This is a genomic window from Streptomyces cyaneus, assembly GCF_004028635.1.
Taxonomy (GTDB): domain Bacteria; phylum Actinomycetota; class Actinomycetes; order Streptomycetales; family Streptomycetaceae; genus Streptomyces; species Streptomyces cyaneus.
This window is the reverse complement of record NZ_ML138678.1, coordinates 1,432,365-1,446,786: the sequence shown is the minus strand read 5'-3', so window position 1 is coordinate 1,446,786 and position 14,422 is coordinate 1,432,365. Positions and strand designations below refer to the sequence as shown.

General features: G+C 68.7%; 16 protein-coding genes, 1 tRNA gene and 1 riboswitch. Of the genes, 12 read left to right on the top strand and 5 right to left on the bottom strand.

The features are described 5' to 3' along the window. The first annotated feature begins 183 nt into the window (after positions 1-183). Positions 184-936, top strand: a complete 753-nt coding sequence (locus EHO50_RS06465; protein ID WP_128428786.1) for an MBL fold metallo-hydrolase — start codon at positions 184-186, stop codon at positions 934-936. A 135-nt stretch (positions 937-1,071) separates the two neighbouring features. On the opposite strand, the gene EHO50_RS06460 is transcribed toward EHO50_RS06465, so the two are convergent. Then, complete coding sequence (locus EHO50_RS06460) at positions 1,072-2,337, bottom strand: PTS transporter subunit EIIC (protein WP_128428785.1); 1,266 nt, start codon at positions 2,335-2,337, stop codon at positions 1,072-1,074. 199 nt (positions 2,338-2,536) lie between these two features. Beyond that, positions 2,537-3,826: a PTS transporter subunit EIIC gene (locus EHO50_RS06455; RefSeq protein WP_128428784.1), complete on the bottom strand. Its 1,290-nt coding sequence runs from the start codon at positions 3,824-3,826 to the stop codon at positions 2,537-2,539. A 127-nt stretch (positions 3,827-3,953) separates the two neighbouring features. Between EHO50_RS06455 and EHO50_RS06450 the strand changes: the two genes are divergently transcribed. From EHO50_RS06450 to rdgB, 4 genes are all read left to right on the top strand, one after another. Further along, positions 3,954-4,187 carry a PTS sugar transporter subunit IIB gene (locus EHO50_RS06450; RefSeq protein ID WP_128428783.1) on the top strand — a complete coding sequence of 78 codons (234 nt, stop codon included), beginning with the start codon at positions 3,954-3,956 and terminating at the stop codon, positions 4,185-4,187. An 89-nt stretch (positions 4,188-4,276) separates the two neighbouring features. Beyond that, positions 4,277-5,032, top strand: coding sequence for a ribonuclease PH (rph, locus tag EHO50_RS06445; protein WP_128428782.1), 756 nt, complete (start codon positions 4,277-4,279; stop codon positions 5,030-5,032). A 150-nt stretch (positions 5,033-5,182) separates the two neighbouring features. After that, entirely contained in the window at positions 5,183-5,587 is a 405-nt protein-coding gene (locus EHO50_RS06440; protein ID WP_128428781.1) for a hypothetical protein, read from the top strand. A 149-nt stretch (positions 5,588-5,736) separates the two neighbouring features. Next, positions 5,737-6,342 (top strand): RdgB/HAM1 family non-canonical purine NTP pyrophosphatase, encoded by a 606-nt coding sequence (gene rdgB, locus EHO50_RS06435; protein WP_128428780.1) that lies wholly within the window; start codon positions 5,737-5,739, stop codon positions 6,340-6,342. Between the two features lie 22 nt (positions 6,343-6,364). Here the strand turns inward: rdgB and EHO50_RS06430 are convergent. Together EHO50_RS06430 and bcp are read right to left on the bottom strand one after the other, a co-directional pair. Beyond that, a tRNA-Leu gene (locus EHO50_RS06430) sits at positions 6,365-6,451 on the bottom strand. 39 nt (positions 6,452-6,490) lie between these two features. Next, positions 6,491-6,958 carry a thioredoxin-dependent thiol peroxidase gene (gene bcp / locus EHO50_RS06425; protein ID WP_128428779.1) on the bottom strand — a complete coding sequence of 156 codons (468 nt, stop codon included), beginning with the start codon at positions 6,956-6,958 and terminating at the stop codon, positions 6,491-6,493. A gap of 95 nt (positions 6,959-7,053) precedes the next feature. On the opposite strand from bcp, the gene EHO50_RS06420 reads away from it, so the two are divergent. From EHO50_RS06420 to EHO50_RS06410, 3 genes are all read left to right on the top strand, one after another. Further along, positions 7,054-7,383 carry a DUF3618 domain-containing protein gene (locus EHO50_RS06420; RefSeq protein ID WP_128428778.1) on the top strand — a complete coding sequence of 110 codons (330 nt, stop codon included), beginning with the start codon at positions 7,054-7,056 and terminating at the stop codon, positions 7,381-7,383. Between the two features lie 55 nt (positions 7,384-7,438). Beyond that, positions 7,439-7,795 carry a GroES family chaperonin gene (locus EHO50_RS06415; RefSeq protein ID WP_128428777.1) on the top strand — a complete coding sequence of 119 codons (357 nt, stop codon included), beginning with the start codon at positions 7,439-7,441 and terminating at the stop codon, positions 7,793-7,795. 54 nt (positions 7,796-7,849) lie between these two features. Continuing rightward, a riboswitch (guanidine-III (ykkC-III) riboswitch) is annotated at positions 7,850-7,914 on the top strand. Between the two features lie 32 nt (positions 7,915-7,946). Further along, complete coding sequence (locus EHO50_RS06410; RefSeq protein WP_128428776.1) at positions 7,947-8,267, top strand: DMT family transporter; 321 nt, start codon at positions 7,947-7,949, stop codon at positions 8,265-8,267. 13 nt (positions 8,268-8,280) lie between these two features. Here the strand turns inward: EHO50_RS06410 and EHO50_RS06405 are convergent, their stop codons facing one another. Further along, positions 8,281-10,680 (bottom strand): transglycosylase domain-containing protein, encoded by a 2,400-nt coding sequence (locus EHO50_RS06405; protein WP_128428775.1) that lies wholly within the window; start codon positions 10,678-10,680, stop codon positions 8,281-8,283. 245 nt (positions 10,681-10,925) lie between these two features. Here EHO50_RS06405 and EHO50_RS06400 point away from each other — a divergent pair, with 245 nt between their 5' ends. From EHO50_RS06400 to EHO50_RS06385, 4 genes are read left to right on the top strand one after another with little or no spacing between them, the layout of a single operon-like run. Further along, positions 10,926-11,726 (top strand): ABC transporter permease, encoded by an 801-nt coding sequence (locus EHO50_RS06400; RefSeq protein WP_164904778.1) that lies wholly within the window; start codon positions 10,926-10,928, stop codon positions 11,724-11,726. Then, the gene (locus EHO50_RS06395; RefSeq protein ID WP_128428773.1) at positions 11,719-12,540 is read left to right on the top strand and encodes an ABC transporter permease; all 822 of its coding nucleotides are present in this window, start codon (positions 11,719-11,721) and stop codon (positions 12,538-12,540) included. The genes EHO50_RS06400 and EHO50_RS06395 overlap by 8 nt, the downstream gene beginning before the upstream one ends. Before the next feature lie 18 nt (positions 12,541-12,558). Then, positions 12,559-13,560, top strand: coding sequence for an ABC transporter ATP-binding protein (locus EHO50_RS06390; RefSeq protein ID WP_128428772.1), 1,002 nt, complete (start codon positions 12,559-12,561; stop codon positions 13,558-13,560). A gap of 33 nt (positions 13,561-13,593) precedes the next feature. Further along, a complete protein-coding gene (locus EHO50_RS06385; RefSeq protein WP_128428771.1) occupies positions 13,594-14,403 on the top strand; it encodes a DUF1707 SHOCT-like domain-containing protein in 810 nt (269 codons plus the stop codon). The last annotated feature ends 19 nt before the right edge of the window (positions 14,404-14,422 follow it).

The window sequence follows — 14,422 nt, the reverse complement described above, 5'->3', positions numbered from 1 at the left end:
GCGCCTCGAACAGCTGGACAGCGTCGGCAGCCGAACCGGTGACACCACAGGTGAGTTCGCCCACAACAGCCCTTGGCGGAGGAGCGACCGGAGGTTTTGCGCCTTACGCTCGACAAACCGCACGACCCCCGACGCCCCACCTTTCGATCTTCTGGATTTCCCGCCAGCGGAGGTTTCTGTTTCATGAAGCTCACCGTCGTCGGCTGCTCGGGGTCGTTCCCGTCCGCGGAATCGGCCTGCTCGAGCTACCTCGTCGAGGCCGACGGCTTCCGGCTGCTCCTCGACATGGGCAATGGCGCCCTTGGCGAGCTGCAGCGCCACTGCGGTCTCTACGACCTCGACGCGATCTTCCTCAGCCATCTGCACGCCGACCACTGCATCGACATGTGCGCGTATTTCGTCGCGCGCTACTACCGGCACGACGGTGGCCGCTGCGACCCGATCCCGGTCTACGGACCCGAGGGCACGGAACAGCGTCTGACCACCGCCTACGCCGACACCCCCACCGCCTCGTCCATGAGCGAGGTCTTCGACTTCCACACGGTCAAGCCGTCCACCTTCGAGATCGGCCCGTTCCTGGTGCACACGGAACGCGTGGCCCACCCGGTGGAGGCGTACGGCATCCGGATCGAGCACGGCGGGAAGACGCTGACCTACTCGGGCGACACGGGCATCAGCACGGCCCTGGACGAACTCGCCCGCGACGCCGACCTGTTCCTGTGCGAGGCCGCTTTCACGCACGGCAAGGAAGACATCCCCGACCTGCACCTCAACGGCCGCGAGGCGGGCCAGACCGCGGCCCGCGCGGGCGCGCGGCGCCTGGTGCTGACCCACATCCCGCCGTGGACCGACCCCCAGGTCAACCTGACCGACGCGCGCGCGGTCTACGACGGTCCGGTGGAGCTCGCCGCTCCGCGGCAGACGTACGAGATCTAGCCGGTCCAGATCCAGCCGGGTCCAGATCCAGCCGGTCGAGAAGCAGCCCGTACGGGGTTCAGGCCCGTATGCGCGTAAAGGCCCCGGAACCATTTCGGTTCCGGGGCCTTCGCCGTCCCTTGCTGGGCCGTCGGCCTACTTGGCCTCCGCCTTCTGCAGTTCGGCGAGTTCCTCGTCGGACTCGCGGCCCGGCGTCGGCAGGTTGAACTTGGTGATCGCGAACCGGAAGACCACGTAGTAGACCGCGGCGAAGCACAGGCCCACCAGGGCCAGGCCCCACGGGTTGGTCGCGATGCCCAGGTTCAGGCCGAAGTCGATCGCGCCGGCCGAGAAGCCGAAGCCGTCCTTCATGCCGAGCGCCCAGGTCAAGGCCATCGACACACCCGTCAGCACTGCGTGGATCGCGTACAGGACCGGAGCGATGAACATGAAGGTGAACTCGATGGGCTCGGTCACGCCGGTGAAGAACGACGTCAGCGCGAGGGAGAACATCATGCCGCCGACGACCTTGCGCCGCTCGGGCCGGGCGCAGTGGACGATCGCGAGACACGCGGCCGGCAGCGCGAACATCATGATCGGGAAGAAGCCGGTCATGAACTGGCCGGCGCTCGGGTCGCCGGCCAGGAACCGGGCGATGTCGCCGCTCTTGCCCTGGTACTCGCCGGCCTGGAACCAGGGGAAGGAGTTCAGCAGGTGGTGCATGCCGATCGGGATCAGCGCACGGTTGGCGACACCGAAGATGCCGGCGCCGACGGCACCCGAACCGACCAGCCACTCACCGAAGTTGTGCAGGCCTGTGCCGAGGACCGGCCAGATGTAACCGAAGACGATGCCGATGACCAGGCCCGCGAAGGCGGAGACGATCGGGACCAGGCGACGGCCGCCGAAGAAGCCCGCCCACTCCGGGAGCTTGGTGCGGTAGAGGCGCTGGTAGAGGAGGGCCACGACGATGCCCATCACCACGCCGCCGAGGACCTTGGCGTCCACCGGTGCGTCGACCATCACGACCTTGCCGTCGACGGCCTGCGCCACCTGCGGCAGGTTCGGGTCGGTGAACGTGGCGAGCACGTTCTTGAAGACCAGGTAGCCGACGACGGCCGCGAGCGCCGTCGAGCCGTCCGACTTCTTCGCGAAGCCGATCGCGATGCCGACGGCGAACAGCAGCGCCATGTTGTCGAGGATCGCGTTGCCGCCGGCCGCCATGAAGCTCGCGATCTTCGTTATGAAGGCGGGGAACTCCGGGTCGCCCAGCATGTCGGTGTTGCCGAAGCGGACCAGGAGAGCGGCTGCGGGCAGCACCGCCACCGGCAGCATCAGACTGCGGCCGATGCGCTGCATCACAGCCATCGCAGCGGCGCCCTTTTTCTTGTCGGCCGCGGGAGCGGCGCTGGCCGTGGTCACAAGTTCCTCCTGGGGGTCCGCCCGGCCGTAGGCTGGGGGAGGGCATGGCGCCGCCAGGGGACAGGAAGGGGACGGCGGCGTCTGGTCTACACCACTCAGTGGTGTAGACCTGTTGTAGCACGATGGGGCCGATATAAGGAACCCGTGAATTCCGCAACCGGAGTGCTACGCGCAGTGCCCTGATTCTTCGGACCTTTGGTCAGACCTTTGTGACGTCCTCGACCTCTTCCTCCCGCTCCCTGCCTGGAGTCTTGAGATCGAACTTCGTGATCGCGAAACGGAAGATCACGTAATAGAGGGCCGCAAAGCACAGGCCGATCGGAATGATCGCCCAGGGTCTCGTCGCCAGGTTCCAGTTGATGATGTAGTCGATCAGCCCGGCGGAGAAGCTGAAGCCGTCGTGGACCCCCAGCCCCCATGTCACCGCCATCGACACACCCGTCAGCAGCGCGTGCACCGCGTACAGGAGCGGGGCGATGAAGAGGAACGAGTACTCGATCGGTTCCGTGATGCCGGTGACGAACGACGTCAGGGCCACCGACAGCATCAGGCCGCCCACCTCTTTGCGGCGGCTCGGCCTGGCGCAGTGCGTGATGGCGAGGGCGGCCGCGGGCAGGGCGAACATCATGATCGGGAAGAAGCCCGAGGTGAACTGGCCGGCGTTCGGGTCGCCCGCGAGGAACATGTTGATGTCGCCGTGCACGACCTCACCGTCGGGCTGGGTGTAGCTGCCGAACTGGAACCAGATGGGCACGTTGAGGAACTGGTGCAGGCCCACGACCAGCAGTGCGCGGTTGGCGATGCCGAACACGCCCGCGCCCCAGGCGCCCAGGTCGCTCATCCAGTCGCTGAAGTTCTCCAGTGCGTCACCGATCGGCGGCCAGACCCACAGGCACAGCACCGCGAACACGATCGCCACGAACGCCATGATGATCGGGACGAGCCGCCGCCCGTTGAAGAAGCCGAGCCAGTCCACCAGTTTCGTCCGGTGGTAGCGCTGCCAGAAGAAGGCCGCCAGCAGACCGATGACGATGCCGCCGAAAACACCCGGGTTCTGGTACTCGTACGCGCTCACCGTCCCGTCGGCCGCCGCGCAGCCGATGTTGGTGACCTCCTCCGTCCCGTCCGGGCAGTCCTCCGGGAACTCGCGCAGCACGTTGTAGTAGACGAGGAACCCCGCCACCGCCGCGAGCGCCGTCGAGCCGTCCGACTTCTTCGCCATGCCGATGGCGACGCCGACGCAGAACAGCAACGGCAGTCCGAGTGAGCCGTCGAGCAGCGCGCCGCCCGCGCCGTCCATCACCTTCGAGACGTTGTCCCAGCCGAGCCCCTCGTCCCCGAACACATCCGGCTGGCCGAGGCGGTTGAGGATGCCCGCGGCCGGCAGGACGGCGATGGGAAGCTGAAGGCTGCGGCCCATCTTCTGCAGGCCCTGGAACGCCGCCTGCCACCGCCGGTGTGCGGGCGAGGTCTCGGTCTCGGCACTCATGGGTTGGCGACCGCCTGTCACGTGGTGTAGACCAGTTACCGACGATTGGGTTGCTGTGACGTCATCCTTCGGTACGTGCGACGCACCCGCTCGTGAAGTTGGGCCAACAGTGCGTGAGGAGACCGAAATGGCCAGCAAGGCTGAGAAGATCGTCGCCGGGCTCGGTGGCATCGACAACATCGAGGAGATCGAGGGCTGCATCACCCGACTCCGCACCGAGGTCAGCGACCCCGCGCTGGTCGACGAGACCGCCCTGAAGGCCGCCGGCGCCCACGGCGTCGTGAAGATGGGCACCGCCATCCAGGTCGTCATCGGCACCGACGCCGACCCGATCGCGGCGGAGATCGAAGACATGATGTGAAGCCGGGGGATCGTCCCGGGCTTCAGCCCCTGAGGGCCCCTTCCCACCGCGGGAGGGGCCCCCTCCGTATGTGCGGCTAGGCTCACGCCATGGCAGCTACCTCCTCAGTTCCTCGAATCGACGGCCGCACCCCCGGACAGCTCCGCCCGGTCACCATCGAACGCGCCTGGAGCAAGCACGCAGAGGGCTCCGTCCTCGTCTCCTTCGGCGACACGAAGGTCCTGTGCACCGCCTCCTTCACCGAAGGCGTCCCGCGCTGGCGCAAGGGCAGCGGCGAGGGCTGGGTCACCGCGGAGTACGCCATGCTGCCGCGCGCCACCAACACCCGCGGCGACCGCGAGTCCGTCAGGGGCAAGATCGGCGGACGTACGCACGAGATCAGCCGCCTCATCGGCCGTTCCCTGCGCGCGGTCATCGACTACAAGGCGCTCGGCGAGAACACGATCGTCCTCGACTGCGACGTCCTCCAGGCCGACGGCGGCACGCGTACCGCGGCCATCACCGGCGCCTATGTCGCCCTCGCCGACGCCGTCTCCTGGGCCCAGGGCAAGAAGCTGATCAAGCCCGGCCGCAAGCCGCTCACCGGCACGGTCAGCGCCGTCTCGGTCGGCATCGTCGGCGGCGTACCGCTGCTCGACCTCTGCTACGAGGAGGACGTGAAGGCCGACACCGACATGAACGTCGTCTGCACCGGCGACGGCCGCTTCGTCGAGGTCCAGGGCACCGCCGAGGCCGAGCCCTTCGCCCGCGAGGAGCTCAACGCCCTGCTGGACCTTGCGGTTTCCGGTTGTGGAGAGCTGGCGGAACTGCAGCGCAAGGCACTTGATACCGTCCTCGAAAAGTAAAGGACGCACCAAGAAGAGCCGCAGCTCCGGGCAACCGCGCAGCCTTTTCCGGCGTCACTAGGGGTACGGGCGTACGGCACACCGCTGTACGCCCGGCCAGTGACCAACGGGGGCCCTGCGAGCCCTGGGAGCAGGGAGGGAACGTCAACCATGGCCACGAGCCGACGCCGCCGAAGCCGTATCGCCATAGCCGCCGCAGCCGTTGCGGCAGTCGGGCTGACGGCCGGGCTGACCACCGGCTGCGACGCCGTCAACAAGGCGCTGGACTGTGTCCAGACGGCCGACGCCATCGCCGACAGCGTCACCGAACTCCAGCAGGCCGTGGAGAGCGCCGCGAACGACCCGACGCAGCTCGAGGAGTCCTTGAACTCCATCGACAAGAACCTCGACAAGATCGGCGACAAGACGGACAACACCGACGTCAACAAGGCCGTGGACGACCTCCAGCAGGCCGTCACCAACGTCCGTGACGCGGTGAAGAACGGTGACGAGACCCCGGACATCAGCCCGGTGACGGCTGCGGCCGGTGAGCTGACCAAGGTCTGCACGCCGTAACGCTGCGCTGGCTGGGCGGGGGCGTCCCGTCTGCCGGGTTCTGAGGTGGCCGGCTGCGGGTTTCGCCGTGGCTGGTCGCGCAGTTCCCCGCGCCCCTTTCAGGGGCGCGGCCGTCAGGGCGTCAAGAGGCCCACGGGATACTGGTGCCCATGACCCGTCTCATCCTCGCCACCCGTAACGCCGGGAAGATCACCGAGCTTCGCGCGATCCTCGCCGACGCAGGGCTGCACCACGACCTCGTCGGCGCGGATGCCTACCCGGACATTCCCGACGTCAAGGAAACCGGCGTCACCTTCGCCGAGAACGCCCTGTTGAAGGCCCATGCGCTGGCGCAGGCCACGGGCCTCCCGGCGGTCGCCGACGACTCGGGGCTGTGCGTCGACGTCCTGAACGGCGCCCCCGGCATCTTCTCCGCCCGCTGGGCCGGCCGGCACGGCGACGACAAGGCCAACCTGGAACTGCTGCTGGCCCAGCTCGGCGACATCGACGACGCCCACCGGGGCGCCCACTTCGCCTGCGCGGCGGCACTCGCCCTGCCGGACGGGACGGAGCGGGTGGTCGAGGGGCAGCTGAGGGGCAGCCTGAGGCACACGCCGGTGGGTACGAACGGCTTCGGGTACGACCCCATCCTCCAGCCGGAGGGCGAGAGTCGGACCTGCGCAGAGCTGAGCCCCGAGGAGAAGAACGCCATCAGCCACCGGGGCAAGGCGTTCCGGGCGCTGGTGCCGGTCGTACGTGAACTGCTCGCGCAGTGAGCAGCGAGCGGTAAGCACTGAATGGTGCGGCCGGAGGGACTCGAACCCTCACGGGTGTTACCCCACTGGGACCTAAACCCAGCGTGACTGCCAATTCCACCACGGCCGCGGGACCTTGCCCGGCCATGCTACTGGCCGGGCCGGGTGGTCAGATGCCCAGATCCTTGATGATCTTCGCCACGTGGCCGGTCGCCCGCACGTTGTACAGCGCCCGCTCGACCTTGCCCTCCTCGTCCACGACGATCGTGGAGCGGATGACGCCCATGTACGTCTTGCCGTAGTTCTTCTTCTCGCCGTAGGCGCCGTAGGCCTCGGTGACGGACTTCTCCGGGTCGGCCACCAGCGTGACCTTCAGGGACTCCTGGTCGCGGAACTTGGCGAGCTTCTCCGGCTTGTCGGGGGAGACGCCGATCACGTCGTACCCGGCGCCGGCCAGCAGCTCCAGGTTGTCCGTGAAGTCGCAGGCCTGCTTGGTGCAGCCGGGCGTCAGGGCGGCCGGGTAGAAGTACACGATGACCTTGCGGCCCTTGTGGTCCGACAGGGACACGTCGTTGCCGTCGGCGTCGGGCAGGGTGAAGGCGGGGGCCACGTCCCCCGGCTGGAGTCGCTCGCTCATCGGACCAGCGTAACCGGGGAGCCTGACAGTGCGGTCCGGCGTGGAGCTGACAGACTGTCCGCAAACAGCATCAGCTTCACTTCGGAGGCCGTACGGTGGCGGACACGTCGGACACCAGAACACCGGCGCAGATCGAGGCGGACATCAAAGCCCGCCGCGCAGCGCTGGCCGAGACGCTCGACGAGATCGGGGTGCGGGTGCACCCGAAGACGATCGTCGGCGACGCCAAGGCCAAGGTCGTCTCGAACATCGACCACACGCTCGGACGGGCCTACGTCGGGGTCAACCGGGCCGTGAGCGATGTCAAGGCCAGGTTCACCGACGAGGAGGGCGCGCCCCGCCTGGAGCGGATCGTGCCCGTCGCGCTCGTCGCCGTGGGTCTCGTGGGGCTGCTGGCCCTCGGCACCCGGCGCCGCAGGGGCTGAGCGACGGCGGACCCGGCGACGTACGGACGCGGCAAAGGCAGGTAGGTTCAAAGGCGTGAGCGCCAACAGAAACGAGCACAGCACCCACCACGACAAGCTGCCCATCCGGATGCTGCACGACCGTGTACTCGTGCGGCAGGACACCAGCGAGGGCGAGCGGCGTTCCGGTGGCGGCATCCTGATCCCCGCCACCGCGGCCGTCGGCCGTCGGCTGGCCTGGGCCGAGGTCGTCGCGGTGGGGCAGAACGTACGGACCGTGGAGACCGGCGACCGGGTCCTGTACGACCCGGAGGACCGCGCCGAGGTCGAGGTGCGCGGAGTCGCGTACGTGCTCATGCGCGAGCGCGACCTGCACGCCGTGGCCGCCGACCGGTTCGAGGGGTCGGAGGACTCGACCGGCCTGTACCTCTGAATCGACGGTTCGAAAGGGCTGGTGGCCAACGTCACCAGCCCTTTCGTGGTTCTTTTTGCTACCTTTGCAGGTATCCCGACGAGACGCGCCGTACCGGGTGAACGCAAAGACGACGCACCGCCAGGTTTCCGTCTTGCGAAAGGTGCTCGTCATGGCCTGGGTTCTGCTCGTCGTCGCCGGTCTTCTCGAGATCGGCTGGTCCATCGCCATGAAGTACACCGACGGCTTCACCCGCCTCGTCCCCAGCCTCTTCACCGGCGCCGGAATCGTCGCCAGCATGCTGCTGCTGTCGTACGCCGCGAGGTCCCTGCCCATCGGTACCGCCTACGGCGTGTGGGTGGGCATCGGTGCGGCCGGCGCGGCGGTGGTCGGCATGGTGGTGCTGGGGGAGCCGGTCACCGCCGCGCGGATCTTCTTCGTCTGTCTGCTGCTGGTCGCCGTGGTGGGGCTGAAGGCGACCAGCGGTCACTGATCAGGTCCGGCGCTCACTCCCGGCGGGCCGTGCTCTGCGGCCCGCCCAAGGCTCCCGTCGTTCCGCCGCCTCCGGTGTCCGTACCGCCGGTCGTGGTGTCGCCGGCCGTACTGCCGCCGGTGTCCGTCCCCCCGGTGCTGGTGTCGCCCGTGGTGCCGCCGTCGGTGGTGGTGCCTCCGTCGGTCGTGCCGCCGGTGGAGGTGTCGCCGGTGGTGCCGCCGTCGGTGGTCGTACCCCCGTCGGTCGTGCCGCCCGTCGTCGTGTCGCCCGTCGTGCCGCCGTCCGTCTGGCCCGGCGTCTCACCGCCGGTCTGGCCCTCGGTGTCCTGGCCGCCGGTGGTGGTGTCCCCGGTGGTGCCGCCGTTGTCCTGGCCGCCGTTGTCCTGGTCGCCCTGGGTCGGGTCGGTCGTCGGGTACTGGGGTACTTCGGCGCCCTGCTGGAGTTCCAGGTCGAATTCGCTGACCGGCTTGCCCTTCAAGGCGTCCTTGGTGAACTGGGCCCAGATGTCGGTGGGCGCGCCGCCGCCGTTGATGCGCTCGAGGCCCATCGCGCCGTACAGCGACTTGTGCTTGGCGGTGACCGGGTCCTGGCCCATGACGGCGACGACGGTGGCGAGTTCGGGGGTGTAGCCGGCGAACCAGGCGGCCTGGTCCTCCTCCGCCGTACCGGTCTTGCCCGCCGCCGGGCGGCCGGCGGCCTGGGCGGCGGTGGCGGTGCCGTTGTCGACGACGCTCTGCAGGACGGAGGTCGTGGTGTCGGCGGCCTCGCGGCTGACGACCTGGGAGGTCTTGCGTGCCGGGAGCTCGATGACGTCGGCGCCGTCCTTGGTGACCTTGTCGATCATGGTGTACGTGCCGTGCTTGCCGTGGTTGGCGAGCGTCGCGTAGGCCTCCGCCATGTCGAGGACGCTGGCGGTGGCCACGCCGAGCGCGATGGACGGGGACGGGTACAGCTCCGGGGTCGCGGCCGGCAGGCCGAGCTCGACCGCGGTGTCCTTCACCTTTTCGGGACCCACATCGACGGCCATCTGCGCGTACACCGAGTTGACGGACTTGTCGGTGGCCGTACGGACGTTGATGTTGCCGTAGGAGACGTCGTCCTCGTTCGCGGGGTCGTAGCTGCCGCCGCTCCAGCCCTGGACGGGGCGCTTGTTGGTGCCGTCGTAGATCGTGTTCGGGGTGATCTGGCGGCCGTCCTGCGTGGTCGACTCGTTCTCCACGGCCGAGGTGAACACGAACGGCTTGAAGGTGGAGCCGACCTGGAAGTCCCGGCGGGTGGCGTTCGGGGTGTACTGCTTCACGTAGTCGATGCCGTTGTACATCGCGACGACCTTGCCGGTCTTCGGGTCGACGGAGGCGCCGCCCGCGCGGACGTAGGTGTCGACCTTGTTGTTCTTCTTGTCCAGCTTGGACATCAGCTGGTCGTTGACGGCGTCGACGAAGGCGTTCTGCTTGTCCTTCTGCAGGGTGGTGGTGACGCGGTAGCCGCCGGCCTCGAGTTCCTCCGTGCTGACGATCTTGTTCTTGGTCAGATAGTCCTTGACGATCCCCACGATGTAACCGCGCTGCCCGGACAGGCCGGTGGAGCCCGTGGCCTCCTTCGGCATCGGGAACTTCATGCCCGCCCGCTTGCTCTCGGACAGCCAGCCCTTCGTGACCATGCCGTCGAGGACGTAGTTCCAACGGGACACCGCCGCGGCCTTGTTCTCCGGGTGGGCGACGACGTCGTACTCGCTGGGCGCGTTGACCAGCGCGGCCAGATAGGCGGCGCGGGCCGGGTCGAGGTCCTTGGCGTCCACGCCGTAGTAGGCCTGGGCGGCGGCCTGGATGCCGTAGGCGTTGCGGCCGAAGAAGCTGGTGTTGAGGTAGCCCTCGAGGATCTCGTCCTTGGTCACCTCGCGGTCCAGCTTGATGGCGATGAAGAACTCCTTCACCTTGCGGGTGACGGTCTGGTCCTGACGCAGGTAGTAGTTCTTCACGTACTGCTGGGTGATCGTGGAACCGGACTGCTTGCCCTTGCCGGTGGCCGTGTTCCAGGCGGCGCGCAGCATCGCCTTGGGGTCGATGGCGGACTCGGTGTAGAAGTCGCGGTCCTCGGCGGCCAGGATCGCGTGCTGGGCGGCCTTGGACATCTGCGCGAGGGTGACGTTCTCCCGGTTGACCTGACCGTCGCGGGCGATCACGGAACCGTCCGCGTACATATAGACGTTGGCCTGCTTCGTGGCGAGCGCGTTGGCCGGCGGGATCTTGACCATGGAGTAGCCGAGGAAGAACAGGCCGAAGAGCAGCAGTGCGCCGATGACGAAGGTGCCGAGCACCGTGCGCCAGGTCGGGATGATCCGTCGCCAGCCCGTGCGTTTCGGCCGCCCCGGCTTCCGGGTCGGTTGCTGTGGCGGCTGCTGCTCGTCGCTCATGTCGTGCACGGACTCCTGTTTCGCGTCGTACGTTCCTGTACGCCTCGTACGCCTGACTGCGCCCCCATTGAAGACTCTCGCACCAGGCGTTCCGTTCCCGGAAACCGGCGCGTGTCCGCGGAAAGTGAGCAGGCTCTCGCGCCGGGCGTTCCGTGCGTCCGGCCCGGAAATTGGCTGGCAGCCCCCGTCGCGCGCGCACTAGGCTCCTGCGCTTCGGTGCCGGGCGGGCGAGGAGGGCTGTGGATGTGGGCTCGGGGCGGTTGTACTTGGCCGTCGCGGCGGGCGGATTCAGACGATACGCGACGTATCGGGCGGCCACCGCGGCCGGGGTGTTCACCAACACCGTCTTCGGCGTGATCCTCGTCTACACCTATCTGGCGCTGTGGGACGAGAAACCCCACCTAGGGGGGTACGACCAGGCGCAGGCCGTCACCTATGTGTGGCTGGGGCAATGCCTCTACGCGACGCTGGCCATCCAGGGCGGCGGCGCCGAGAAGGACCTGATGGAGCGCATCCGCACCGGTGAGATCGCCGTCGACCTCTACCGGCCGGCCGATCTCCAACTGTGGTGGCTGGCGGGCGACATGGGGCGGGCGCTGTTCCAGATGCTGGGGCGGGGCGTGATCCCGTTCGCGTTCGGCGCGATCTTCTTCCCGATGGCACTGCCGACGGCGCCCTCCGCCTGGGCGGCCTGTCTGGTCGCGCTCCTGCTGGCGATGGTCGTCAGCTTCGCGATCCGCTATCTGGCGGCGCTGAGCGTGTTCTGGCTGATGGACGGCATGGGCGTCAACCAGGCCCTGATGATCACGGGCATCTTCTTCTCGGGCATGGTGCTGCCCCTGAACGCCTTCCCCGGCGTGTTCGGCGACATCGTGCTGGTGCTGCCCTGGGCGGCGCAGATCCAGATGCCGGCGGATGTGCTGATGGGCGAGACGGACCCGCTCGGGGCGTTCGCCTTCCAGGCGGCGTGGGCGGTGGTGCTGCTGGCGGCGGGGCGGCTGCTGCAGTCGGCGGCGACACGGCGGGTGGTGGTGCAGGGTGGGTGAGCGCCACGCCCTCGCCGAGGGGCTGCGGGCCTACGGGCTGATCGCCGGGATGTGGGTGCGGTCCAGCATGACCTACCGCACCTCCTTCGTGGTCACCGTGTTCGGCAACCTGGTCGTGACCGCCCTGGACTTCGTGGCGATCCTGCTGATGTTCTCGCAGGTCGACTCGCTGGGCGGCTGGTCGCTGCCCGAAGTCGCCTTCCTGTACGGGCTGTCGGCGACGGCGTTCGGGATCGCCGACCTTGTGCTCGGCTCGATGGACGTCCTGGGCGGGCGGATCCGCGACGGCTCGTTCGACACCCTGCTCGTGCGCCCCGCGCCGGTGCTCGCCCAGGTCGGCGCGGACCACTTCGCGCTGCGCCGCCTCGGCCGGATCACGCAGGGCGCCGTCGTCCTCGGGTACGCGCTGGTCTCGGTCGACGTCGACTGGAGCGCGCCGAAGGTGCTGCTGGTGCCGGTGATGGTGGTCAGCGGCGCGGCGATCTTCTCGGCGCTTTTCGTGGCGGGCGCGGCCTTCCAGATCTTCGCGCAGGACGCCGCCGAGGTGCAGAACGCGTTCACGTACGGCGGTACCACGCTGTTGCAGTATCCGCCGACCGTGTTCGGCAAGGACCTGGTGCGCGGGGTGACGTTCATGCTGCCGCTCGCCTTCGTCAACTGGGTGTCGGCCGCCTACGTGTTGGGGCGGCCGTACCCGATCGGCCTTCCTTCATGGGCGGCCTTCATGTCCCCGCTCGTGGCGGCGGCGTGCTGTGCGCTGGCCGGACTGGCGTGGCGGGCGGGGCTGCGGTCGTATCGGAGTACGGGGAGTTAGGGGAGCTGAGGGCAGGCCATGGACGACACGTTCATCGAACTCGACGGTGTCGAGAAGGTCTTCGACGTACGCAAGAAGACCGGTTTCCTGAAGCGGGAGCGGCGGCAGGTGCGGGCCGTCGACTCGATCTCCTTCACCGTGGCGCGCGGCGAGATGGTGGGCTACATCGGGCCGAACGGCGCCGGCAAGTCGACGACGATCAAGATGCTGACCGGGATCCTGACCCCGAGCGGCGGCCGGCTCCGTGTGGCCGGCATCGACCCGTCCCGCGAGCGCACCCGGCTCGCGCACCGCATCGGGGTGGTGTTCGGGCAGCGCACCACGCTGTGGTGGGACCTGCCGCTGATCGACTCGTACAAGCTGATGCACCGCATGTACCGCATCCCGGACGCCCGTTACCGCGAGAACCTCGACCGCCTCGTCGAACTCCTCGACCTGGGCGTGCTGTTGGACGTCCCGGTGCGTCAGCTCTCCCTCGGTCAGCGGATGCGCGGCGACATCGCGGCGGCGCTGCTGCACGACCCCGAGGTGCTGTATCTGGACGAGCCGACGATCGGGCTCGACGTCATCTCCAAGGCGAAGGTCCGGGAGTTCCTGCGGGAGTTGAACACCGAGCGCGGCACGACGGTCCTGCTGACCACGCACGACCTCCAGGACATCGAGCAGCTGTGCTCACGGGTGATGGTCATCGACCACGGGCGGTTGATGTACGACGGCCCGCTCGTCGGCCTGCACGAGGTCGGGGAGAGCGAGCGCACCCTGGTGGTCGACCTGGAGCGCGAGCTCCCGCCGATCGAGGCGGCGCCCGCGCGGGTGGTGAAGGTGGAGGGGCCGCGGCAGTGGCTGGCGTTTCCCGCGGCCGAGTCGGCGGCGGTGCTGGTGGCGCGGATCGCGGCGGAGTATCCGCTGGTGGATCTGTCGGTGCGGGAGCCGGACATCGAGGCCGTGATCGCGAAGATGTACGCCGAGCAGGCCGAGAAGGCGGCGAACGCGGGGAACGCGGGGAAGGCGATCTCGTAGCCCCGGGCCGGGGTTGCTCGTAGGCTGCTGTACATGACCGACGATGCCCCGGAGCTTCGCGCCTCCGACGCCGATCGTGAACGAGTCGCCGAGGTCCTGCGGGACGCCCTCGCGGAGGGACGTCTCGACATGGAGGAGTTCGAGGAACGGCTCGACGCCACCTACAAGGCGCGGACGTACGGGGAACTGGCGCCGATCACCCGGGATCTGCCCGTCGGCGCGGTGGCCGTTCCGAAGGTCGACATGGTCAAGAAGGCCGAGCTCTCGGACGGGAGTTGGGCGGGCCGGATCGTCGGCGGCGAGGGGTCGTCGACGTGGGGCGTCGCCGTGATGTCCGGGTTCCAGCGCAAGGGGCGGTGGACGGCGCCGAAGCGGTTCACCGGGGTCGCCTTCATGGGGGGCGGGGAGATCGATCTGCGGGAGGCGAACTTCGCCGACCGGGAGATCGTGATCAACTGCATCGCGATCATGGGCGGGGTGGAAGTGATCGTGCCGCCCGGCGTCGAGGTCGTGGTGCGCGGTGTCGGGATCATGGGCGGCTTCGACGAACGCGAGGAGAGCGTGCCGGGGGATCCGGGAGCGCCTCGGGTGATCGTGACCGGGCTCGCCGTCTGGGGCGGCGTCGAGGTCCGGCGGAAGCCGACACGGGCGCAGCGGCAGGCGCTCCGGGAGGAGCGGCGGCGGGAGCGGCTGGAGCGGCGGGAGCAACGCCGCGAGCTGCGGGCTTCGGTTCGGGACGAGCAGCACGAGGCGCATCGGGAGATGCTGGAGGACCATCGGGACATGTGGCGGCATGCACATGACCCGCATCGGAAGCGGGCGCGGGCGCGGGACGACGACTGAGCGTACGTCGAAGCCCGCC